This is a genomic window from Microbacterium pumilum (assembly GCF_039530225.1).
Taxonomy (GTDB): domain Bacteria; phylum Actinomycetota; class Actinomycetes; order Actinomycetales; family Microbacteriaceae; genus Microbacterium; species Microbacterium pumilum.
In genome coordinates, this window is record NZ_BAAAOH010000001.1 from 2,696,899 (window position 1) to 2,719,442 (window position 22,544).

Annotated in this window: 18 protein-coding genes and 1 tRNA gene; 6 read left to right on the top strand and 13 right to left on the bottom strand. The window is 67.9% G+C overall.

Annotation, left to right across the window (positions count from 1 at the left end; translation table 11 throughout):
• Nucleotides 1-114 precede the first annotated feature (114 nt).
• Both ABD188_RS12000 and ABD188_RS12005 read left to right on the top strand, forming a co-directional pair.
• Nucleotides 115-1,026: a pseudouridine-5'-phosphate glycosidase gene (locus ABD188_RS12000; protein ID WP_344062387.1), complete on the top strand. Its 912-nt coding sequence runs from the start codon at nucleotides 115-117 to the stop codon at nucleotides 1,024-1,026.
• Nucleotides 1,026-1,868: a carbohydrate kinase family protein gene (locus ABD188_RS12005; RefSeq protein WP_344062390.1), complete on the top strand. Its 843-nt coding sequence runs from the start codon at nucleotides 1,026-1,028 to the stop codon at nucleotides 1,866-1,868. Before ABD188_RS12000 ends, ABD188_RS12005 begins: the two co-directional genes overlap by 1 nt.
• Before the next feature lie 15 nt (nucleotides 1,869-1,883).
• Here ABD188_RS12005 and ABD188_RS12010 read toward each other — a convergent pair whose 3' ends face one another.
• Both ABD188_RS12010 and ABD188_RS12015 read right to left on the bottom strand, forming a co-directional pair.
• On the bottom strand, nucleotides 1,884-2,330 hold the full coding sequence (locus ABD188_RS12010; RefSeq protein WP_344062393.1) for an SRPBCC family protein: 447 nt from the start codon (nucleotides 2,328-2,330) through the stop codon (nucleotides 1,884-1,886).
• The gene (locus tag ABD188_RS12015) at nucleotides 2,323-2,685 is read right to left on the bottom strand and encodes an ArsR/SmtB family transcription factor (protein ID WP_344062396.1); all 363 of its coding nucleotides are present in this window, start codon (nucleotides 2,683-2,685) and stop codon (nucleotides 2,323-2,325) included. Before ABD188_RS12015 ends, ABD188_RS12010 begins: the two co-directional genes overlap by 8 nt.
• Nucleotides 2,686-2,800: 115 nt before the next feature.
• Between ABD188_RS12015 and ABD188_RS12020 the strand changes: the two genes are divergently transcribed.
• Nucleotides 2,801-3,361, top strand: a complete 561-nt coding sequence (locus ABD188_RS12020; protein WP_344062399.1) for a dihydrofolate reductase family protein — start codon at nucleotides 2,801-2,803, stop codon at nucleotides 3,359-3,361.
• Between the two features lie 144 nt (nucleotides 3,362-3,505).
• Here the strand turns inward: ABD188_RS12020 and ABD188_RS12025 are convergent, their stop codons facing one another.
• From ABD188_RS12025 to ABD188_RS12035, 3 genes are all read right to left on the bottom strand, one after another.
• Nucleotides 3,506-4,267, bottom strand: a complete 762-nt coding sequence (locus ABD188_RS12025) for an SGNH/GDSL hydrolase family protein (protein ID WP_344062402.1) — start codon at nucleotides 4,265-4,267, stop codon at nucleotides 3,506-3,508.
• An 18-nt stretch (nucleotides 4,268-4,285) separates the two neighbouring features.
• On the bottom strand, nucleotides 4,286-5,641 hold the full coding sequence (locus ABD188_RS12030; protein WP_344062405.1) for an MFS transporter: 1,356 nt from the start codon (nucleotides 5,639-5,641) through the stop codon (nucleotides 4,286-4,288).
• 63 nt (nucleotides 5,642-5,704) lie between these two features.
• Nucleotides 5,705-6,742 carry an LLM class flavin-dependent oxidoreductase gene (locus ABD188_RS12035; RefSeq protein WP_344062408.1) on the bottom strand — a complete coding sequence of 346 codons (1,038 nt, stop codon included), beginning with the start codon at nucleotides 6,740-6,742 and terminating at the stop codon, nucleotides 5,705-5,707.
• A gap of 91 nt (nucleotides 6,743-6,833) precedes the next feature.
• Between ABD188_RS12035 and ABD188_RS12040 the strand changes: the two genes are divergently transcribed.
• Nucleotides 6,834-7,487 (top strand): phosphoribosyltransferase, encoded by a 654-nt coding sequence (locus ABD188_RS12040; RefSeq protein ID WP_344062409.1) that lies wholly within the window; start codon nucleotides 6,834-6,836, stop codon nucleotides 7,485-7,487.
• Nucleotides 7,488-7,608: 121 nt separating this feature from the next.
• On the opposite strand, the gene ABD188_RS12045 is transcribed toward ABD188_RS12040, so the two are convergent.
• The gene (locus ABD188_RS12045) at nucleotides 7,609-9,282 is read right to left on the bottom strand and encodes a DUF885 domain-containing protein (RefSeq protein ID WP_344062410.1); all 1,674 of its coding nucleotides are present in this window, start codon (nucleotides 9,280-9,282) and stop codon (nucleotides 7,609-7,611) included.
• 44 nt (nucleotides 9,283-9,326) lie between these two features.
• Nucleotides 9,327-11,981 (bottom strand): DNA polymerase I, encoded by a 2,655-nt coding sequence (polA, locus tag ABD188_RS12050; RefSeq protein WP_344062411.1) that lies wholly within the window; start codon nucleotides 11,979-11,981, stop codon nucleotides 9,327-9,329.
• 126 nt (nucleotides 11,982-12,107) lie between these two features.
• Here polA and ABD188_RS12055 point away from each other — a divergent pair, with 126 nt between their 5' ends.
• Nucleotides 12,108-12,503 carry a hotdog fold thioesterase gene (locus tag ABD188_RS12055; protein WP_344067065.1) on the top strand — a complete coding sequence of 132 codons (396 nt, stop codon included), beginning with the start codon at nucleotides 12,108-12,110 and terminating at the stop codon, nucleotides 12,501-12,503.
• Here the strand turns inward: ABD188_RS12055 and ABD188_RS12060 are convergent.
• Nucleotides 12,500-13,120 (bottom strand): ANTAR domain-containing response regulator, encoded by a 621-nt coding sequence (locus ABD188_RS12060; RefSeq protein ID WP_344062413.1) that lies wholly within the window; start codon nucleotides 13,118-13,120, stop codon nucleotides 12,500-12,502. The two genes, ABD188_RS12055 and ABD188_RS12060, sit on opposite strands and share 4 nt — an antisense overlap.
• 35 nt (nucleotides 13,121-13,155) lie before the next feature.
• On the opposite strand from ABD188_RS12060, the gene ABD188_RS12065 reads away from it, so the two are divergent.
• Nucleotides 13,156-13,238, top strand: a tRNA-Leu gene (locus ABD188_RS12065).
• A 41-nt stretch (nucleotides 13,239-13,279) separates the two neighbouring features.
• On the opposite strand, the gene ABD188_RS12070 is transcribed toward ABD188_RS12065, so the two are convergent.
• The 5 genes from ABD188_RS12070 to gltB all read right to left on the bottom strand — a co-directional run bounded on the left by ABD188_RS12070 (nucleotide 13,280) and on the right by gltB (nucleotide 22,527).
• A complete protein-coding gene (locus ABD188_RS12070; RefSeq protein ID WP_344062416.1) occupies nucleotides 13,280-14,470 on the bottom strand; it encodes a low temperature requirement protein A in 1,191 nt (396 codons plus the stop codon).
• A gap of 33 nt (nucleotides 14,471-14,503) precedes the next feature.
• Complete coding sequence (locus ABD188_RS12075) at nucleotides 14,504-14,881, bottom strand: SHOCT domain-containing protein (protein ID WP_344062419.1); 378 nt, start codon at nucleotides 14,879-14,881, stop codon at nucleotides 14,504-14,506.
• Between the two features lie 78 nt (nucleotides 14,882-14,959).
• Nucleotides 14,960-16,411: a pyruvate kinase gene (gene pyk / locus ABD188_RS12080; protein WP_344062422.1), complete on the bottom strand. Its 1,452-nt coding sequence runs from the start codon at nucleotides 16,409-16,411 to the stop codon at nucleotides 14,960-14,962.
• Between the two features lie 49 nt (nucleotides 16,412-16,460).
• On the bottom strand, nucleotides 16,461-17,927 hold the full coding sequence (locus tag ABD188_RS12085; protein WP_344062425.1) for a glutamate synthase subunit beta: 1,467 nt from the start codon (nucleotides 17,925-17,927) through the stop codon (nucleotides 16,461-16,463).
• Nucleotides 17,920-22,527, bottom strand: coding sequence for a glutamate synthase large subunit (gltB, locus tag ABD188_RS12090; RefSeq protein WP_425561346.1), 4,608 nt, complete (start codon nucleotides 22,525-22,527; stop codon nucleotides 17,920-17,922). The genes ABD188_RS12085 and gltB overlap by 8 nt, the downstream gene beginning before the upstream one ends.
• Between the last annotated feature and the right edge of the window lie 17 nt (nucleotides 22,528-22,544).

The following is a 22,544-nucleotide window of genomic DNA, read 5'->3' on the forward strand; positions in this document are numbered from 1 at the left end:
CTCGTAGACGGCGCGAAGCGCCTTGCACATCAGGTTGGTCGATGACGTGGCAGACTGCCAAGGGGTTGACACAGGATGCGGCAATGTGCTGACTCCGGACGAAAGGATGACGGCATGACGGGTCTGAGGGTGTCTGATGAGGTGCGTGCGGCCGTCGACGAGGGTTCGCCGGTGCTGGCGCTCGAATCGACGATCTTCACGCACGGACTGCCTCGACCACGCAACCTGGAGGTGGCGCGGCTGGCAGAGCAGCTGGTGCGCGATCTGGGCGTCGTGCCTGCGACGATCGGCGTGGTGGACGGCGTGCCGACGGTCGGGCTCTCGCCGCGGGAGATCGAGCGTCTTTCGACGTCCGATGGCGTGGTCAAGGCGAGCCTCCGCGACCTCGCGGTCGCGGCTGTCAAGGGCCTGAGCGCCGGCACGACTGTCGCAGCGACCGCGCACCTGGCCCATCGCGCCGGAATCCGGGTGTTCTCGACCGGCGGTCTGGGCGGCGTGCATCGTGGCGCGCAGCAGACGTTCGACGAATCCGCGGATCTCGGCACGCTCGCGACTCTTCCCCTCGTCGTCGTCAGCGCCGGCGTCAAGTCGATTCTCGACATCCCGCTCACCCTCGAACGTCTCGAGACCTTGAACCTCGCCGTGGTGGGCTACCGGACGACCGACTACCCGGGTTTCTACATCGCCGACTCGGGGCACGACATCGAATACGAAGTGGACTCTCCCTCCGAGATAGCCGATATCGCTCGTGTTCGCGACGCGCTCGGCATCGCATCCACTCTGCTCGTGGCGAACCCCGTGGCGGCCGAGCGCGAGCTGCCGCCCGAACTGCACGACGAGGTCCTCGCCCGTGCGCTGGCCGCGGCCGCCGAGGGTGGGATCGAAGGACACGACACGACGCCGTTCCTGCTCGACTTCATCCAGCGCGAGACCGGTGGTCGCAGCCTCGACGTGAATGTCGACGTGTACTGCGGCAATGTCGCGCTGGGTGCCGAGATCGCCGTCGCGCTCGCGGCGGCGCGCTGATGCTCGTCGTCATCGGCGACCTCGTCGCCGACCTCATCGTGCTCGGCGGCTCGATGCTCGAGCGCGGAACGGACAACCCCGCGGAGGTGCGGCTGACTCGCGGTGGGAGTGCCGCCAATGTGGCCGTCGCGGCCGTGTCGCGGCATCCGGTCCGCTTCATCGGCTGCGTCGGCGACGACACGCTCGGGCGCACGCTCGTGCGCGACCTCGAGGATGCCGGCGTCGACGCACGGGTGCAGCGGACGGGTCGCACCGGCGCGATCGTCGTCCTGGTCGACGCCGTCGGGGAACGAACCATGATCACCGACCGGGGCGCAGCGGCCGAGCTCGGGCCGATCGATGCGTCGTGGCTGACGGATGCCGAGTGGGTTCACCTTCCGCTCTATGGGTTCACCTCCCCTCGCTCGCGGCAGGCGCTGCTCGAAGTGACGCGCGGCCTGGCAGAGCGCGGAGTCCCGGTCAGCCTGGATCTTTCGAGCACCGCCACGATGCGCGCACTCGGCGGGGAGGTGCTGAACGGCATCATCGCCGAGGTGGCGCCGTCCGTCGTCTTCGCGAATGCCGACGAGGCCGCTCTCGCCGTGGAGCTGAGATGCGAACCGGCCGGGTCCGTGGTCTATGTCGTGAAGCGCGGTGGCGACCCCGCCGTCGTGCGATTCGGAGGCGAGAGCCTCGAGGTGCCGGTCGATCGAGTCCCCGATGTGCTCGATTCGACCGGAGCCGGCGACGCCTTCGCCGCCGGATACCTCACCGCCGCGGTCGCGGGCGCGACGGCCTACGACAGCGCCCGCGCGGGGAGCGTGCTCGCGATGAGCGCGCTCCGTCGCGCGGGCGCCCTGTGAAGCGGGGTCGATCGATCAGGCCGACGGCAGACCCGCGACCACCCGCTCGATGTCGTCGATGAAGGCGTTGTATCCGGCGATGGTCGCCGCGACCTGCGCGTCGGTGAAGTCGGAGCGATCCTGACTGATGGTGAGCTGCGTGCCGCCGTCGACCTCCTCGAGATCGAACAGCACGGGGAGGCCGGTGTCGTCTCCCGGCTGGTCGCTCAGCGTCATCGCGAGATGCGACGGCGGGTCGACTTCGACGTACGAACCAGACCAGTCGATGCGGTTGCCGTCGGGCAGCAGCATCGCGGCACGGAAGTCGCCGCCGGGTCGCACATCCATGGTCAGGCTCTCGCGCGGCACCTCGACGGCTGCCGTGCCGAACCACACCGCGAAGTGCTCGGGCTTGGTGATCGCCTCGAACACGAGCTCGCGGGGTGCGCTCAGTGTGCGGGTGATGGTGAAGTACTCAGCCATGGTTGTTCTCCTTGTCATCGGCTGTCGTGCGGAGCTGTTGAAATGCGTTGAGGTAGTGGTCGAGTGCGCCGAGGCTGTCGCCCCAGAAGCGGGCATAGTCGCCGATCCATTCGGATGCCGCGGCGAGCGGGCGTGCGTTGAGACGGGCCGGCCGAAACTGCGCGTCACGGCCGCGGGTGACGAGTCCTGCGGCCTCGAGCACACGGAGGTGCTTCGACACCGCCGCCAGCGTCATGTCGAAGGGTGCCGCCAGCTCCCCCACCGTCGCCTCGCCGTCGCTCAGACGCGCGAGGATCGCCCGCCGGGTGGGATCGCCGAGGGCTGAGAATGTCGCACTGAGCTGATCGCCAGCCATCGTCATCCTCCTCTGGAATCGTCGTATTCAACTGATCAGTACAATACCAAACGGTTGAATACTCGTCAACCCCCGGTTTCCGGCGACGTCGAGGGGTCGCGGTACGGTGTGCGCCATGACCAAAGTCATCTTCAACACCGCCACGACTCTCAACGGCTTTCTGGCGGATGACCAGGACTCACTGTCGTGGCTGTTCACGGTTCCCGGAGCAGAAGGAGCCGAGAATGAATTCGGGGGCTTTCTGAAGGGCATCGGAGCGCTCGTGATGGGTTCCACGACCTACGAGTGGCTCCTCGCGCATGAGAGCCTCGCAGAGCACCCGGAGAAGTGGTTCTACGCCGATCAGACGGCGTTCGTGATGAGCTCGCGTGAGCTCGGCGTCGTCGCGGACGCCGACATCCGGTTCCGCTCCGGCGACGTCGTGGCCATCTGGGATGAGGTCCGTGCCACCGCGGGCGATCGCGACGTGTGGCTCGTGGGAGGTGGCGACCTGGTGGGCCAGTTCGCCGACGCGGGACTCCTGGACGAGATCCGGGTCTCGGTGGCGCCGGTGACCCTGGCCTCGGGCCGCCCGCTCCTCCCCCGTCGCATCGAGTCGGATCGATTGAGCCTCGAGTCCGCGCGCCAGGCCGGGCAGTTCGCCGAACTCGTCTACTCGGTGAGTGGGCCGCGCTGAGCGACCGCCGGCGCAGTGCTCGCGGCCGATGCCGTGGTCCCGGGCGTCACCTCGTCGACCACGGGATGTGGGGGTGAACCCGATCAGGTCGGAGTACGCACCGGTCGCCCCCGACGGATGACGGCGACTGCGCGCGGCCGAGTGTCAGCCGTGCAGCGGCTCGAACGTCGTCCACGCCGCGTACTTCGGCTCGCGTCCGTCCCCCGACGACGTGCCGGTGAGGCGGCGGCGCACCCAGGGTCCGACGTGCTGCCGGTAGTACGCAGCGCCGCGAGCGGAGGTGGCCGGCAGTGACGGCAGCGACCACCATTCCGCGGGAGGCTCCATCCCGAGCGCGGTGAGCACGCGCGCGGCGACGCGATGATGACCCCGAGCGCTCATGTGGAGGCGGTCCTCGGACCAGTACGCGGCCGTCGACAGTTCGCGGTCGGGCCAGTTGAATGCCCGCACGATATCGGGGCGATCCGCGAACACCGCCGACACGGCCTCCGTCAGCAGGTCCCCGCGACGCTGGAACACCCGGCCCAGGGGCAGCTGGCCGGAGGGGTTCGCGCCGGACAGGATGATCAGCTGCACGCCCTCCTCATCGCAGCGCCGCGACACGTGCGTGAACGCCTCCACGACGCGTGCGACGCTCGTGCGAGGGCGGAGCATGTCATTGCCTCCGCCGTTGAACGACAGATGGGTCGGCTTCAATGCGAGGGCTGGTTCGAGCTGCTCGTCGACGATCGGCCATACGAGCCGCCCCCGGATCGCAAGGTTGGCGTACTCGACCGCTTCGGCGGTGGCATCCGCCCAGCCCTGCGCGGTGATGTCGGCCCACCCGCGCACGCGTCCGTCAGGCAGCTCGTCGCCGACGCCTTCTGTGAACGAGTCGCCGATGGCGACGAAGCGAACGGATGCCATCCGCACAGCCTACGTCGATCACCGGTCGTCGAGCGCCCGTCCTCGCCGGTCGACGAGACCCCAGGCTGCGGCCGCAGCGATGGTGAAGAAGGCCGCGAACACCGTGAACAGCACCGGAGCACCGCCGGTGACCAGCAGGAGCGGAACCGTGAGCGGTGCGACGATCGAGGCGATCCTGCCCACCCCGGCTGCCCAGCCCGACCCGGTCGCCCGCAGGGAGGTCGGATACATCTCGGGCGTGACGGCGTACAGAGCTCCCCAGGCGCCGAGGTTGAAGAACGACAGAGCCATGCCCGCGGCGATCACCGAGAACTCGGTGATCGCCGTTCCGAAGAACACGGCGGCCACCGCGGATCCGACGAGGAACACCGAAAGGGTGAGCCTTCTCCCCCACACTTCGATGAGCCAGGCCGCCAAGGCGTAACCCGGCAGCTGGGCGAGCGTGATGATGAGCGTGAAGCCGAACGAGCGCACCAGGTCATAGCCCTGCGCCACGAGGATCGACGGTATCCAGATGAACGCGCCGTAGTACGAGAAGTTCACGCAGAACCACACCAGCCACAGGCATGCGGTGCGGACGCGGAACTCAGACGACCACAGCGCTGCGAGGCGACCGCCGGCGGAGGTCGCCGCCGGCGGGGCCACGTCTGCCGCGGTCGGAGTATCGACGGGCGACGCCCGCCCGGCCGATCTCTCGAATGTTGCCACGACGGCCTCGGCGTCGGCATGTCGGCCGCGTCGCTCGAGCCAGCGCGCGGACTCCGGAAGCCCCCACCGGACGACCAGCGCATAAGCAGCCGGGATCGCGCCCAGTGCGAAGGCCCAGCGCCAGCCGTTCTCCGAGGCGGGGATCACGAGGAAGCCGATGAGAGCCGCCGCGGTCCAGCCGATCGCCCAGAACGCCTCGAGGATCACGATCAGCCTGCCGCGGATGCGCGCCGGTGCGAGTTCGCTGACGTAGGTCGAGGCGACCGGCAGCTCCGCGCCGAGTCCGAGGCCCACCAGGAACCGGAGCACGAGCAGCGCAGCCAGGCCGCCGACGAGCGCGCTCGCCCCGGTCGCGAGTCCGTAGATCAGGAGTGTCACGGCGAAGACCCGGCGTCTGCCGAACCGGTCGGCGAGGAGGCCACCGAGGCTCGCACCGATCGCCATGCCCATGAATCCCACCGAGGCGATCCACGCCGTCTCGCCGGGCTGCAGGCTCCACTGCGCGGCCAGCGCCGCGATGATGAACGAGATGAGGCCGACATCCATCGCGTCGAGCGCCCAGCCGAGCCCCGAACCTGTCAGCACGCGCAGGTGCGAGCGGGTGAAGGGCAGTCGGTCGAGGCGCTCCGAGAGTGTCAGCGACGTGCGCGTACCGGCATCCGTCATGGTGACATGCTACGGATGCCGCACGCGGGGTGGGCGCTCATGCCCGCGCAGAGGTGCGATCTGTCAGGACAGCAGGTCGCGCACGAGTGGCGCCACCCGGGTGCCGTAGAGCTCGATCGAGCGCATCATCTTCTCGTGCGACAGCGTGCCGGTGGAGAACTTCATGTCGAACCGCTGGATTCCGAGTGAGCCGACCGTATCGGCGATCTTTCGCGCCACGGTCTCGGGCGAGCCCACATAGAGCGCGCCCTCGGGGCCCACATCGTGCTGGAACCGCATGCGGCTGTAGGCGGGCCAGCCGCGCTCACGGCCGATCGTGTTGTTCATCGCCTCGAAGCCCGGATACGCCTCATCCCACGCCTGCTGGTCGGTCTCGGCGATGTGGCCGGGCGAGTGAACGCCCACCGGCAGGCTGTCGCGCTCGAACGATTCGAGTGAGCGGTGGTACAGGTCGACGAACGGGCGGAAGCGCGCCGCCGGACCCCCGATGATGGCCAGCATGAGCCCGAACCCGTGACGTGCTGCGCGTACGACCGACTCGGGTGTGCCACCGACTCCCACCCATGCCTTCAATCCGTTGTCGGTCTTCGGGAACACGTCGGCCGCATCGAGGGCGGCTCGGGTCGTGCCCTGCCACGTGACCGGCTTCTCTTCGAGAAGTCGTGAGAAGAGCTCGAGCTTCTCGTCGAAGAGCACCTCGTAGTCGCGCAGATCGAAGCCGAAGAGTGCGAAAGACTCGATGAACGAGCCGCGGCCCAGGATCACCTCGGCGCGGCCGGATGACACAGCATCGAGCGTCGCGAACTTCTCGTAGACCCGCACCGGGTCATCGCTCGAGAGCACAGTGACGGCGGTGCCGAGATGGATGTTCGCGGTGCGCGCCGCCGCAGCCGCGAGCACGATCTCGGGGCTCGAGACCGCGAACTCCGGTCGATGGTGCTCTCCGACGCCGAAGAACGAGAGCCCGACCGCATCTGCGAGCACGGCCTGCTCGACGACGTTGCGGATGGTCTCGGCGTCACTCAGGACAGCGCCCGATTCGTCGCGCGTCACATCGCCGAAGGTGTCGAGACCGAGTTCGATTGCGGCCGGTTCGTTCATGTGGAGATCCTTTCCATGCAATTGCATAGAACGACGGGCGTGCGGTCACCATTCCCGAGACAGCCGGATGCCGCGGGCGTAGCGTTGGCGCATGGCCATCTTCGCCGACCGCACCGCCGCGGGGCGCGAACTCGCCGAGTCGCTCACCCAGTGGCATGGCGCGGATGCCGTCGTCTTCGGCATCCCGCGCGGCGGCATCGTGGTCGCAGCCGAGGTGGCACGGCAGCTGGGGCTGCCGCTCGATGTCGCGGTCGTCCGCAAGCTCGGTGCTCCGTCACATGAGGAGTTCGCGGTGGGAGCCATCGCTGAGGGTGTGCGCGTCGTGAACCCGGACGCGGTGCGGGCAGGCGGGGTCAGTCCGGAACAACTCTCCATCGTCGAAGACCTCGAGCGCATCGAGTTGAACCGCCGGCTTCGGGCCTTCCCGCGAACGGGTGCCGCGATCGCCGGGCGCATCGCGATCGTCGTGGACGACGGAGTCGCCACCGGCGCGACCGCCTCGGCAGCCTGCCAGGCGCTGCATGCCGAGAGTCCGGAGCGCATGGTGCTCGCCGTCCCCGTCGCTCCCGAGACGTGGGTCGCGGACGCGGCGGTCGTGGACGAGTTCGTGTGCCCGCACCGCATGCGCGACTTCTGGGCCGTCGGCCAGTACTACGACGACTTCACCCAGACGACGGACGAGGAGGTCGCGCGACTGCTGGCGCGCGCTTCGACGGGCTCAGCGACCGAACAAGGCAGTCCCTGACCCCGTCGGTCCCTGAACCTGTCGGTCCCTGAGCCTGTCGGTCCCTGAGCCTGTCGGAGGGGTCCCTGAGCCTGTCGAAGCGGTCCCTGAGCCTGTCGGTCCCTGAGCCTGTCGAAGGTCGTCAGCGCGAGAGCGCCTCACGCAGCGTGTCGAGTCCGACTCCGCCGATGTCGAGCGCGCGCTTGTGGAAGTCCTTGATCGAGAATGCCGCTCCCTCGCGCTCGGCGACATCGTCGCGCAGCTGCTCCCAGATGCGCTGACCCACCTTGTACGACGGTGCCTGGCCGGGCCAGCCCAGGTAGCGGTTGACCTCGAACTTCACGAATTCGTCCGGCATGTTGACGTTCGCGCGCATGAAGTCCAGCGCGTAATCCGCATCCCATGTGCCCTTCCCGTCGAGCCGCGGCTTCTCGAGGTGCACGCCGAGGTCGAGCACGACACGTGCGGCGCGCATGCGCTGCCCGTCGAGCATCCCGAGCCGGTCTGCGGGATCGTCGAGGTATCCGAGCTGCTCCATGAGGCGCTCGGCGTAGAGGGCCCAGCCTTCGGCGTGGCCGGACGAGCCGCCGAGGAGCCGCCGCCAGGAGTTGAGCTGTGCGCGGTTGTAGACCGCCTGCGCGATCTGCAGGTGGTGACCGGGAACGCCTTCGTGGTACACGGTCGTCAGCTCGCGCCACGTGTCGAACGACTCGACGCCCTCGGGCACCGACCACCACATCCGGCCGGGACGGGAGAAGTCGTCGGTCGGACCGGTGTAGTAGATCCCGCCTTCCTTCGTGGGCGCGATCATGCACTCCAGACGACGGATCGGCTCGGGGATGTCGAAGTGCGTCTTGCCGAGCTCGGCGACGGCGCGGTCGCTGGTCTCCTGCATCCACCGCTGCAGTTCATCGGTGCCGTGCAGCTTGCGGCTCTCGTCCTGCTCCAGGAAGGCGACGGCCTCTTCGACCGAGGCGCCGGCCTTGATCTCGTTCGCGATCGACTCCTGCTCGGCGACCATCCGCGCGAGCTCTTCGACGCCCCACTCGTAGGTCTCGTCGAGGTCGATCGTCGCGCCGAGGAACCGCTGCGACTGCAGGGCGTACAGCTCGCGGCCGACAGCATCCTTCTCGCTCGCGGCGGGAGCGAGCTCGCCACTCAGGAACTGCGCGAGCTCGTCGTACGCCACGCGGGCTGCGTTGGAGCTGACGGCGAGTTCCCGGGCGATGGAAGCCGGCAGCTGGCCCTCGTCCGGTGCGGCGTTGCTCGCGAACGTGGCGAAATACCCGGTGTCGCCCGTGTAGCGGCCGATCTGCGACACGACCTCGCCGACCTGGCGGCGGGCGGGAACGATGCCCTGTGCGATGCCCTCGCGCAGCGACTCGATGTAACCATCGATGGCGGCGGGAAGCGCCGCGAGGCGCCTCGCGATGACGGACCAGTCGTCGGTCGTCGCGGTCGGCATGATGTCGAAGACCGATCGGATGCTCTGCGCCGGCGACGAGATGACGTTGACGTCTCGCAGGTTCCACTTGGAGTCGATGACCTCGAGTTCGAGTTCGAGCTCACGGACCAGGTCCAGCTTGGTGACGACGTCGATGTCATCGGTGGGAACGGCGGCGGTCAAGGCCTGAACGGTTGTGCGGGCCTCGTCTGCGAGGCGCTGCTGTCCGGCCGGACTGTAGTCGGCGAACCGATCGTTGTGCTCGAATCGACCGATGTAGGTGGCGAGGCCGGGTTCGAGTTCGGCGAGTGTGTCGACCCAGGCGTCTGCGATCGTGTCGATCTGCGTGGGCGTGCGTGTGGCTTCTGTCATGCCTTCGAGCCTAAGGATCGGGCACCCGACGCGCCAAACGCCGGTCAGTGACCGGCGTCATTCCAATCGTCGCCGCGACCGATCTGCACATCGAGCGGCACCGTCAGCTCGGCCGCGCCGCCCATCCGATCGCGGACGATGCGCTCGGCGGCATCCCACTCCCCCGGCGCGATCTCCACCACGAGCTCGTCGTGGATCTGAAGCAGCACGCGGGAGCGGAGCTCATGCGAGGCGAAGTCGTCGTGGATGCGGAAGAGCGCGATCTTCATGATGTCGGCGGCGCTGCCCTGGATCGGCGCATTGAGCGCCGCGCGCTCGGCGTTCTCGCGCAGCACGCGATTAGGGCTCGCGAGGTCGGGGAAGGGGCGGCGACGGCCGAAGATCGTCTCGGTGTAGCCGTCGATCTTCGCGCGCTCGACCGAGGATCGGAGGTAGTCGCGCACCGCGCCGAAGCGGGCGAAGTACTCCATCATGAGCTGCTTGGCCTCGGCCTGCTCGATGCGCAGCTGCTTCGACAGGCCGAACGCGGAGAGACCGTACACCAGGCCGTACGACATGGCCTTGACCTTCGTGCGCATCGCCGAGGTCACTTCTTCGGGCTGCACTCCGAACACGCGGGCTCCGACGAAGCGATGCAGGTCTTCGCCCGAGATGAACGCCTCGACGAGACCCGGGTCTTCCGACAGGTGCGCCATGATGCGCATTTCGATCTGCGAGTAGTCGGCGGTCAGCAACGTGTCGTACCCGTCGCCGACCTGGAAGGCGGCACGGATGCGGCGGCTTTCGCTCGTGCGCACCGGGATGTTCTGCAGGTTCGGGTCGGTGCTCGACAGCCGGCCGGTCTGGCTTCCGGTCTGCACGTACGTGGTGTGCACCCGGCCATCGCCGCCGCTGGCCGGGTTCTGGATGGCACTGTCGAGCGACTCGATGATCTGGCGCAGCTTCGTGGCCTCGCGATGCTGCAGCAGCAGGTCCAGGAAGGGATGAGGATTGGTCTCCTGCAGGTCGGCGAGGACCGCGGCATCCGTCGAGTACCCGGTCTTCGTCTTGCGGGTCTTCGGAAGATGGAGCTCGTCGAACAGCACCTCTTGCAGCTGCTTGGGTGAACCCAGGTTCACCTCGCGGCCGATCGCGGCGTAGGCCTCGAGTGCGAAAGCGTCGGCACGCTCGCCCAGATCGGATGAGAATGCCGCGAGCTTCTCGTGCGACACGGAGACCCCCGCCAGTTCCATGTCCGCGAGCGCGAGCAGGGTCGGCAGTTCGATGTCGGAGAGCACCGTTGCCACGCTCGGCGAGAGCTCGGCCCGCAGAGCGGCCGTGACACGCAGCGCGAACCAGGACAGCTGACCGGGGGTGGCACCTTCGGTCTCGGGCACCAGCTGCGAAGGGTCGGCTTCGGGCAGCTTCTCGTCGAGGTAGCGGTCGACCAGGTCGGCGAGCGTCTTGTCGGGAAAGCTGGGACGCAGCAGCCACCCCGCCACGCTGGTGTCGAATGCCAGCCCACCGAGACGGATCCCCGCTCGTCGCAGTGCCTTCACCTGTGGCTTGGCATCGCTGAAGACCTTGGGTGAGGCCGAGGCCAGCCACCCCGAGATCGCTTCTGACACCTCGGGCGTCCACGAGGCCTCGGCTGCGGCATCCGCCGTCGCGAAGCCGATCCGGTTCGGAAGGCCGCCCTCGAGAGTGATCGTGACGCCCACCTCGCCGGCGGCTGCATCCAGCCAGGCTCTCAGGTCGGTCGGGGAGGGCTCCACGGCGACGGGCATGGGCACGGCGGCGGCCGATGTCACGGCAGCCATCTGCTGTTCGATGCCCGCGAGCTCGGCGACGCGCGGGATGAGGGTCTTGAACTCCAGGCGGGCGAAGATGTCGCGCACGGCCTGCGCGTCCATGGGCTGCACGGCGAGGTCGAGCGGACCGACGGGCAGCTCGACATCCCGCAGCAGGCGGTTGAGCGTGCGGTTGCGGCGCACGTCCTCGATGTGCTCGCGCAGGTTCGCGCCGACCACGCCCGTCACCTTGTCGGCGTTCTCGAGGAGCGCGTCGAGCGACCCGAACTGGCCGAGCCACTTGACGGCGGTCTTCTCGCCGACCTTGGGAACGCCGGGCAGGTTGTCGCTCGTCTCGCCGACGAGGGCCGCGATGTCGGGGTACTGCTCCGGACGCACGCCGTAGCGCTCGATCACCGCGGCGGTGTCGTACCGCTTGAGCTGCGAGACACCCTGCACGTTCGGGTAGAGCAGCGTGATGTCGTCGTCGACGAGCTGGATGGTGTCGCGATCGCCGGAGCAGACGAGAACGGAGAACCCGGCTTCGGCTCCCTGGGTGGCGAGGGTCGCGAGGATGTCGTCGGCCTCGATGTCCTCCTTCTGGAGAACAGTGATGCTCATGGCGGCCAGGCAGTCCTGCAGGAGTGGGATCTGGCCCTTGAACTCGGACGGCGACTCGGAGCGGTTCGCCTTGTACTCGCTGTACTCGCGGGTGCGGAACGACTGGCGCGACGTGTCGAACGCGACCGCCAGGTGCGTCGGCTGCTCGGCCTTGATGAGGTTGATGAGCATCGCCAGGAATCCGTAGATCCCGTTCGTGTGCTGGCCGTCCTTCGTGGAGAAGTTGTCCACGGGAAGGGCGAAGAAGGCCCGATACGCCAGCGAATGGCCGTCCACGACGAGGAGGGTAGGCTTTGCGGAGTCCGTCACCCTGCAACTCTAGTCAGGGCGGACGACACCCCATCCCGCCCCTTGGAGGGCGCCGCACCGAGGTGAGACGTGACCGAGAACACCCCCGAGAACGTCGACGCACTCGACTGGGCGACCAAGCGCGGCATGGGTGCACTCGCGGAGAAGATGGGCATGGAGTTCGTGGAGTTCACGCTGGAGCGGTGCGTCGCGACGATGCCCGTCGAGGGCAACACCCAGCCGGTCGGACTCATGCACGGCGGCGCGTATGTCGTGCTCGGCGAATCGCTCGGCTCGATGGCCGCGAACCTTCACGCCGGCCCTGGTCGGCTCGCCGTGGGCGTCGACATCAACGCGACGCATACGCGGTCGGCCACATCAGGCGTGGTCACCGGGGTCTGCACGCCTGTCCATCTCGGCAAGACCATCGCCGTGCATGAGATCGTCGTCACCGACGATCACGGACGCCGGTGCTCGACGATCCGGATCACGAACCACATCCGCCGGATCGGGCAGCCGCGTGGAGCGGAGACCGGGCGCTAGCCCTTCTTGGGTGCCAACTGCTCGATGATCGCCTTGGCGACATCCTGCATCGTGAGGCGGCGATCCATCGAGGCCTTCTGGATCCAGCGGAACGCCTCGGGTTCGGTCAGGCCCATCTTCTCGTTCAGAAGGCCCTTCGCCCGATCGACCAGCTTGCGGGTCTCGAAGCGCTCGACCATGTCGGCGACCTCGGCCTCGAGCGTGATGATCTGCTCATAGCGCGCCAGAGCGATCTCGATCGCCGGAAGCAGGTCGTTCGGCGTGAAGGGCTTGACGACGTATGCCAGGGCGCCGGCTTCGCTGGCACGCTCGACGAGCTCTTTCTGGCTGAAAGCCGTCAGCAGCACGACCGGCGCGATGTGGTTCTTGCTGAGCTTCTCGGCGGCGGAGATGCCGTCGAGCTGCGGCATCTTCACGTCCATGATCACCAGATCCGGACGGAGCTCTGTCGCCAGCGCGACGGCCGTCTCGCCGTCGCCTGCCTCCCCCACGACGTCGAATCCGTTGTCACGGAGGATCTCGACGATGTCGAGGCGGATCAACGACTCATCCTCCGCGACGACGACGCGACGGGGGGCGGATGTCGAAGACCCACTGGCCTGCTCTTGGTCGGTCACACTTGAATCCTACGGTATGGTCGTTCGCGAGCCGCGCCGGTGTGGCGGAATGGCAGACGCGACCGACTCAAAATCGGTTGCCCGTGAGGGCATGTGGGTTCGAGTCCCACCACCGGTACGCAAGAGAAAGGGCGCCGGTCCACCAGGGCCGGCGCTCTTTCACGATGCGAGGCGGTCCACCCCTCGCGCAGCATCCGCCTCGAGCCGCGCCTGCACGCGGCGGAAGTTGAACTCGTTCAGTCCGAGCATGATGGCGATCACGATCGCGGATGCCGCGACCACCGCTTCGGCGGTCACCACAGTGCTCAGCGGCACGAGCACCCATGGCAGCAGCACCCCGGCCGGTCCCCACACCACGATGTCGCGCCACGGCGCGCCGTAGCGAAGGGACTCGCCGAGGCTCGTGGCGAAGAACAGGCTGGTTCCCCCGGCGAGGCAGACGACGGCTCCGACGGGCAGGTGGTGCCCGGCATCCGCCACCGCCGTTCCGAGGCCCGCCGCGAAGAGCACGATGCCGGCGATGAGGAAGAACGGCAGGTACATCACGGTGTCGCGCAGGCCGCCGACGCTGCCCCGCAGTTGCAATCGCCGGAGTCCGCGCTCGACGGCGACCGTGGCGTATCCGAAGAAGATCCACGCCAGCATCGACACGGTGGCGAAGCCGAGGATCGCTGCGACGCCGGCGGGTGCGCCCCAGTGCTCGTCCAGGTCCGCGATGATCGTGAGAATGGACTCGCCGAACACGATGACGACGAGCAGGCCGACGCGTTCGACGAGGTGATCGATGTCGAGATGGTCACGCAGCCAGGTGCGCTGACGGCCGAGGAAGCCCAGCAGCATGATCTCGATGCCCACGGCGATCGCCCAGAGCAGGTACTGCCACGGCGGCGGCACTGCGATCGACGCGAGCCACAGCGCCGCCGGAATGCCGCTGTAGACGACGGGACGCCACCACGGGGCGCCGGTCGTGCGGCGCTTGAGCAACCACGGGAGCGCCCAGACCAAGCGAATCACCGCATTGCCGATCGCGAACGCGGCGGCGCGCTCGGTGAGGGCGTCGGGTACGGCGGCCGCCATCACACCGATCGCGATCATGGCGATCGTGACGGCGATCCAGATCGACGGCGTCACCCGGGCACCGAACAGGTTCATCGTGATGGTCGCATTGACCCAGGCCCACCATGCGGCTGCGAGCAGTGCGAAGAAGACGAGCGCGTCGGTCCAGCGCGGATCCCCGTGCATCGTGTGGGCGATCTGGCCGATGTAGGCCACCATCACCAGATCGAAGAACAGCTCCAGCCAGTGCACGCGACGACCGACGACGGCGGGCGCCAGCGGCTGGTCGCTCACCGGCGGATCAGCGGCCGGCATCCGGGCTGCGCTCTACGCGCCGAAGTACTGGTTTCCGAGCGCCTTGCTCTTCAGCGCGTCGAACTCCCCCTGGCTGATGGTTCCGGCATCCAGAAGCGCCTTCGCTTTTGCGATGTCGTCGGCCGGAGTGGATGACGCGGTGGGCTTGTAGTCGTCGGATTCCGCAATCGTGTAGCCCCTCGATGCGGCCGCGCGCTCGGCCATGCCCTTACCGCGGGCGATGACATACACCAGGGCCGTCAGGAACGGCACGAAGACCAGGACGATGATCCAGACGGCCTTGAGCCAGCCGCTCAGCTTCTCGTCTCGGAACAGGTCCGAGACGATCAGGATGACGACGTAGATATACGCGGCGACGTAGAACAGCCACAGCAGCCACCAGAAGAACATGCGAGGTACCCCCCAGTTGCGAAAAGGATCGGTCGCGCTCAGCCTAGCGAGCGCGACCGATCCTGAAGACGATTGGGCTTACAACTCGCCGGACTTGTAGATCGGCGCCTTGCCGTGCACGGCGTCGCCGACCTTGTGGATGCGGATGTCGTTGGTCGACCCGATGATTCCCGGAGGGGATCCCGAGATCACGACGACCTTGTCGCCGACCTTCGCGAGGTCGTTGGCGAGCAGGTAGTCATCGACCTGGATGAACATGCGGTCGGTGTGCGCGACGTGCTCGACGAGCGTGGACTGGACTCCCCATGTGAGGGCCATCCGGCGCCGGATCGCGGGCTCGGGTGTGAAGCCGATCATCGGGATGTGGGGGCGCAGCCGCGACATCCGGCGTGCGGTGTCACCAGACTCGGTGAAGATGCAGAGGAACTTGGCATCGACGAACTCGGCGACCTCCATCGCGGCGAGCGTGATGGCACCGCCTTGGGTACGAGGCTTCGTCGTCAGCTTCGCGATGCGCTCGAGACCGTGGTCCTCGGTCGACGCGACGATCCGCGCCATCGTCTCGACGACGACGACCGGGTACTTCCCCACGCTGGTCTCACCCGAGAGCATGACCGCGTCGGCCCCGTCGAGCACGGCGTTGGCGACGTCGCTGGTCTCTGCGCGCGTCGGAACGGGGTTGTCGATCATCGACTCGAGCATCTGGGTCGCGACGATGACAGGCTTGGCCATCCGGCGGCAGAGCTCGACCGCACGCTTCTGCACGATCGGCACGGCCTCCAGCGGCAGTTCGACGCCGAGGTCGCCGCGGGCGACCATGATGCCGTCGAACGCGTCGATGATCTCCTCGAGGTTGTCGACGGCCTGCGGCTTCTCGATCTTGGCGATGACGGGGATGTGTCGCCCCTCCTCCGCCATGATGACGTGGACGCGCTGCACATCCTTAGCGCTCCGGACGAACGAGAGGGCGATGAGATCCGCCCCGGCCCGGAGGCCCCAGCGCAGATCTTCCTCGTCCTTCTCGGACAGTGCCGGAACATTCACGGCGACGCCCGGAAGGTTGATGCCCTTGTTGTTCGAGACCGGTCCGGCGACGATGACCTCGGTCGTGACGACGGTGCCGTCGGTCTCGAGGACCTTGACGCGCACCTTGCCGTCGTCGATGAGCAGGAAGTCTCCGGCCTTGACGTCGTTCGGGAGGCCCTTGAACGTCGTCGAGACGATCTCTTTGGTGCCGAGGATGTCTTCGACCGTGATCTTGAAGATGTCGCCGACGGCGAGGTCGTGCGGGCCGTCCGCGAACTTGCCGAGACGGATCTTGGGGCCCTGGAGGTCGACCAGGATGGCGACCGCGTGGCCCACGTCATCCGCCGCCTTGCGCACGTTGGCGAAGTTGGTGTCGTGTACCGAGTAGTCACCGTGGCTGAGATTCAACCTGGCTACGTCGACGCCGGCTTCGATGATCGCGCGGACCATCTCATACGACGAGGTGGCGGGGCCGAGCGTGGCCACGATCTTGGCGCGTCTCATCCTTGTTCATTCTCCGGGAGGGTATCGGTGGCGAAGAGCCTCGGCCAGCCTACGCGGGCTGCAGACCTATCGCGACATCGGTCGGGTGAACGGGAGCAGGCAGCTCCGTCTCGCCCATGAGGTACTTGTCGACGTGCGCTGCGACCGCGCGGCCCTCGGCGATCGCCCACACGATGAGGGACTGCCCGCGGCCGGCATCGCCGGCGACGAACACGCCCGGCGCCGTGGCCTGGTAGTCATCGGCCCGCAGAACGTTGCCGCGATCGGTGAACTGCGCGCCCAGCTGCTCTTCGAGAAGAGCGCGCTCCGGGCCGGTGAAGCCCATGGCGATCAGCACCAGGTCGACGGGGATCTCGCGCTCGGTCCCGCTCTTGGGCACGCGCCGGCCGTCGACGAACTCGGTCTCGGCGACGCGCAGGCCTCGCACTTCGCCGAGTCCGTTGCCGACGAACTCGACGGTCGAGGCGAGGTATGACCGCTCGCCGCCCTCTTCGTGAGCGGACTGCATCTCGAAGAGCAGCGGCGTCATCGGCCAGGGCTGATGCTCGGGGCGCTCGCCCGGGGGGCGGCGACCGATCGCGAGGTTCGTGACGCTCAAAGCCCCCTGGCGGTGGGCGGTGCCGATGCAGTCGGCGCCGGTGTCGCCACCGCCGATCACGACGACATGCTTGCCCTCAGCCGAGATCTGGTTCGGCACCGAGTCGCCGGCCGTGGCGTGGTTGGACTCGACGAGGTACTCCATGGCGAAGTGGACGCCGGCGAGGTCGCGACCCGGGATGGCGAGTTCGCGCGGGACCGTCGCTCCGGTGGCGATGACGACGGCGTCGTAGCGCGCCCGCAGGTCGCTCCACGAGATGTCCTTGCCGATCTCGACGCGGGCGCGGAATCGGGTGCCCTCATCCTGCATCTGGCGCAATCGCGACTCGAGGTGGCGCTTCTCCATCTTGAAGTCGGGGATGCCGTAGCGCAGCAGCCCGCCGATGCGGTCGTCGCGTTCGAAGACGGCGACGGTGTGCCCGGCACGCGTCAGCTGCTGCGCGGCCGCAAGCCCTGCGGGACCGGATCCCACGACGGCGACCGTCTTGCCGGTCAGACGCCCCGGCGGCTCGGGTTCGACCCAGCCGTTGGCGAAGGCCTCGTCGATGATCGAGACCTCGATCTGCTTGATCGTGACCGCGGGCTGGTTGATCCCCAGCACGCACGCGCTCTCGCACGGCGCGGGGCACAGCCGACCGGTGAACTCCGGGAAGTTGTTGGTCGCGTGCAGCCGCTCGATGGCGGACCGACCCTCGTTGCGCCAGGTGAGGTCATTCCACTCCGGGATCAGGTTGCCGAGCGGACACCCCTTGTGGCAGAACGGGATGCCGCAGTCCATGCAGCGTCCCGCCTGGCGGCGCAGCACGCTGGGGTCACCCGGTTCGTAGACCTCTTTCCAGTCCATGATGCGCACCGGAACCGGTCGCCGCGGGGGCAGCTCCCGCTCCGTGACCTTCAGAAAGCCCTTGGGATCAGCCACCTGTCACCTCCAGGATGCGGGTCCAGACGACATCGCCATCGGGGTCGAGCCCCTCGGCGACCGCCTCCTGGCGGGTCTGCAGCACCGCTGCGTAGTCGCGGGGCAGCACCCGCACGAAGTTGTCGAGCTCGGTCTCGAAGTTCTCGAGGAGCGAGGCCGCCAAGGTCGAGTCCGTCTCGGCGACATGCTGCACCAGCAGGTCGCGCAGGATCGCGGCATCCCCCGCACCGAGTCCGCCGAGTTCGAGCTCTCCTGCGGCGAGAGCCTCGCGATTGACCAGTGCGGAGTCCAGCTTGTAGATGTACGCGGTGCCGCCGGACATCCCGGCACCCAGGTTGCGGCCTGTGGCACCGAGGATGACGGCGAGCCCGCCGGTCATGTATTCCAGCGCGTGGTCGCCGACGCCCTCGACGACGGCGGTGGCACCGGAGTTGCGGACGAAGAATCGCTCGCCGACCACTCCCCGCAGGAACATCGTGCCCTGGGTCGCGCCGTAGCCGATCACGTTGCCGGCGATGACGTTCTTCGACGCGTCGAACGTCGCGTGCCGCGGTGGGCGGATCACGATCTGCCCGCCCGAGAGCCCCTTGCCGACGTAGTCGTTGGAGTCGCCTTCGAGGCGGAGAGTGATTCCGGCGGGCATGAACGCGCCGAACGACTGCCCGGCCGATCCGGTCAGATTCACGACGATCGATCCGGACGGCAGCCCGTTCTCGCCGCGCGCCTTGGTCACGTGGTGTCCGAGAAGCGTGCCGACCGCGCGCTCCGTGTTGCGGATCGGCAGGTCGACAGTGAGGTTGCCGCCGTGCGCGATGACATCCTGCGCGCGCTCGATCAGCGGCACGTCGAAGTGCTTGTCGAGCTCGTGCAGCTGCTCGCGGGTGTTGCGGCGCGGCTCGTCTTCGGCGAAGGCCGGGCCGTTGAGCACGGGAGCGAGGTCGAGCCCGCTCGCCTTCCAGTGCTGCACGGCGCCGTTCACGTCGAGCAGCTCGGTGTGGCCGATCAGCTCGTCGAGCGAGCGGAATCCGAGCTCGGCGAGATACTCGCGCACCTCTTCCGCGATGAACTCCATGAAGTTCACGACGAATTCCGGCTTGCCGCTGAAACGGGCGCGCAGCGCCGGGTTCTGCGTCGCGACACCCACCGGGCAGGTGTCGAGGTGGCAGACGCGCATCATGACGCATCCCGATACGACGAGCGGAGCCGTCGCGAACCCGAACTCCTCGGCACCGAGCAGCGCGCCGATGATCACATCGCGGCCGGTCTTGAGCTGCCCGTCGACCTGCACCACCACGCGGTCGCGCATGCCGTTCAGCATGAGCGTCTGCTGCGTCTCGGCGAGGCCGAGCTCCCACGGTGTGCCGGCATGCTTCAGCGAATTGAGCGGGCTCGCGCCCGTGCCGCCGTCGTGACCCGAGACCAGGATGACGTCAGCCAGCGCCTTCGCGGTGCCTGCGGCCACCGCGCCGATCCCGGATTGGCTCACGAGCTTCGCGTGCACCCGAGCCTTCGGGTTGGCGCGCTTGAGGTCGTAGATCAGCTGCTTGAGATCTTCGATCGAGTAGATGTCGTGGTGCGGAGGTGGCGAGATGAGCCCGACGCCCGCGGTCGCGTGACGCGTGCGCGCCACCCACGGATAGACCTTCGTCGGCGGCAGCTGTCCGCCCTCGCCGGGCTTGGCGCCCTGAGCGAGTTTGATCTGGATGTCGGTGGCCTCGGTGAGATAGAGGCTCGTCACTCCGAAGCGCCCCGACGCGACCTGCTTGATCGCGCTGCGGCGCTCGGGGTCGAGCAGCCGATCGACATCCTCGCCGCCCTCGCCGGTGTTCGACTTGCCGCCGATGCTGTTCATCGCGATGGCGAGCGTCTCGTGCGCTTCGCGCGAGATCGAGCCGTAGCTCATCGCCCCGGTCGAGAACCGCTTCACGATCGCCGAGACCGGCTCGACATCGTCGATCGAGATGCTCTCGCGGCCCTCGGTCTTCAGCCGGAAGAGCCCGCGCAGGGTCTTGAGCTCGCTCGCCTGGTCGTCCACGAGCTTGGTGTACTCGCGGAAGATGTCGTACCGGCGGGAACGTGTGGCGTGCTGCAGCCGGAACACGGTGTCAGGGTTGAACAGGTGCGGCGATCCATCGCGGCGCCACTGGTACTCCCCACCGTTCCAGAGCCGCTCATGGGCGCGGATGGCGGCATCCTGCGGGTAGGCGTAGTTGTGACGGGCGGCGTTCTCGGTCGCGATCACGTCGAGCCCGACGCCGCCGAGCTTGCTCTCGGTGCCGGTGAAGTACCGCTCCACGAAGTCGTGCGACAGGCCGACGGCCTCGAAGACCTGGGCACCCGCGTAGGACGAAACGGTGGAGATCCCCATCTTCGACATGATCTTCAGGACGCCCTTGCCGAGCGCGTAGATGAGGTTCCTGACCGCCTTCGCGGGCGGGATGCCCGTGATGTAGCCGGCACGCACCAGGTACTCGACGGTCTCCATCGCGAGATACGGGTTGACGGCGGACGCGCCGTACCCGATCAGCGTCGCGACGTGATGCACTTCGCGCACGTCGCCGGCCTCGACGACGAGTCCGCACTTCATGCGCGTCTCGTTGCGGATCAGGTGGTGGTGCACCGCGGCGAGCATCAGCAGCGACGGGATCGGGGCGAGGTCCTTGTTCGAGTCGCGATCGCTCAGCACGATGAACTCGGCGCCGTCTTCAATCGCCTGATCGACCTCGTCGCACATCTGCGCGAGACGCTTCTGCATGCCCTTGTGTCCCGCTTCGACACGGTAGAGTCCGCGGATCGTGACAGACGTCCGACCGGGCAGAGCCGTGTCGATGTGCTGGATCTTCGCGAGTTCGTCGTTGTCGATGACGGGGAAGTCGAGGGTGACGACGCGAGTGTGATCCGGTCCCCACGACAGCAGGTTCCGCTCGGGGCCGAGCCCGAGCGCGAGCGAGGTGACGACTTCTTCGCGGATGGAGTCCAGCGGCGGGTTCGTCACCTGGGCGAACTGCTGCGTGAAGTAATCGAAAAGCAGCCGGGGCCGCTCGCTCAGCACGGCGACCGGCGTGTCGCTGCCCATCGCGCCGAGCGGTTCAGCACCGGTCTGGCCCATCGGGGTGAGGAGGATGCGGACCTCTTCCTCGGTATAGCCGAACGTGCGCTGACGTCTCGTGATGGACGCGATCGGGTGCACGATGTGCTCACGCTCGGGCAGGTCGGCGAGCCGGACACGTCCGGCATCCAGCCACTCCTGCCACGGGTGGAGTTCAGCCAGCTGCGTCTTGATCTCATCCTCTTCGACCACGCGCCGCTGGGCCGTGTCGACGAGGAACATGCGTCCGGGGCGAAGCCGGCCGCGGCGCTTGATCCGCTCGGGGGCGAAGTCGAGCACGCCGGTCTCGCTGCCGATGACGATCAGGCCATCGGTGGTCTCGGTCCAGCGGCCGGGGCGCAGCCCGTTGCGGTCGAGAGTCGCGCCCACGAGGGTGCCATCGGTGAAGATCAGCGCAGCGGGGCCGTCCCACGGCTCCATCTGCATCGAGTGGAAGTCGTAGAACGCGCGGAGTTTCGGGTCGATGTCGACCTGCTTCTCGTATGCCTCGGGCACCATCATCATGATCGCGTGCGGCAGGCTGCGCCCCGTCAGGGTGAGCAGCTCGAGCACCTCGTCGAAGGATGCGGAATCGCTGGCGCCGGGGGTGCAGATCGGCAGCACGGGGCGCAGGTCGCCGAGCAGCTCGGACTCGAGCTGCGACTGGCGCGCCCGCATCCAGTTGCGGTTGCCGTTCACGGTGTTGATCTCGCCGTTGTGGGCGAGCATCCGCAGCGGCTGCGCCAGGGGCCAGGACGGGAAGGTGTTGGTGGAGTAGCGGGAGTGCACGACCGCGAGCTCGGAGGCGAACCGCTGGTCCTGCAGGTCGGGATAGAACGGCTCGAGCTGCAGGGTCGTGACCATGCCCTTGTAGCCGAGGGTGCGTGCGGACAGCGAGACGAAGTAGGCGTCGCATTCGCGCCGCGAACGCTTGCGCAGCCGGAACGTGCGCCGGTCGAGGGCGATCCCCGACAGCGCCGGTGCGTCGCCGACCGCGGGTCGCGAGACGAACAGCTGCTCGAACACCGGCCGCGCCGCGAACGCGAGCTTGCCGAGGTTCTCGTCGGCGGTGGGCACCTCGCGCCAGCCGAGCACGACGAGGTTCTCCTCGGCCGCGATGCGCTCGATCCCTGCCTTCTGCGCGGCGCGGGCGTCGTCGTCGCGCGGCAGGAACACCATGCCCGCCGCGTACTGCCCCGCAGGAGGAAGCTCGAACCCGACGACCGCGCGGAGGAAGGCATCCGGCATCTGCGTCAGGATGCCGGCCCCGTCGCCCGTGCCGGCATCCGACCCGATCGCGCCGCGGTGCTCCAGATTGCGCAGCGCCGTCAGAGCGAGGTCGATGATGTCGTGGCCGGCCTCGCCGCGGAGCGTCGCGACCATCGCGAGCCCGCAGGCATCCTTCTCGAAGGCGGGGTTGTACATGCCCTGACGCGGGGGGAAGCCGTTCAGGCCGGACTGCTCGGAAGTGCTCGCCTGCGGGGAGTCACTGCGACGGTGGCTCGATGCCATATCTACCGTCCTCACAT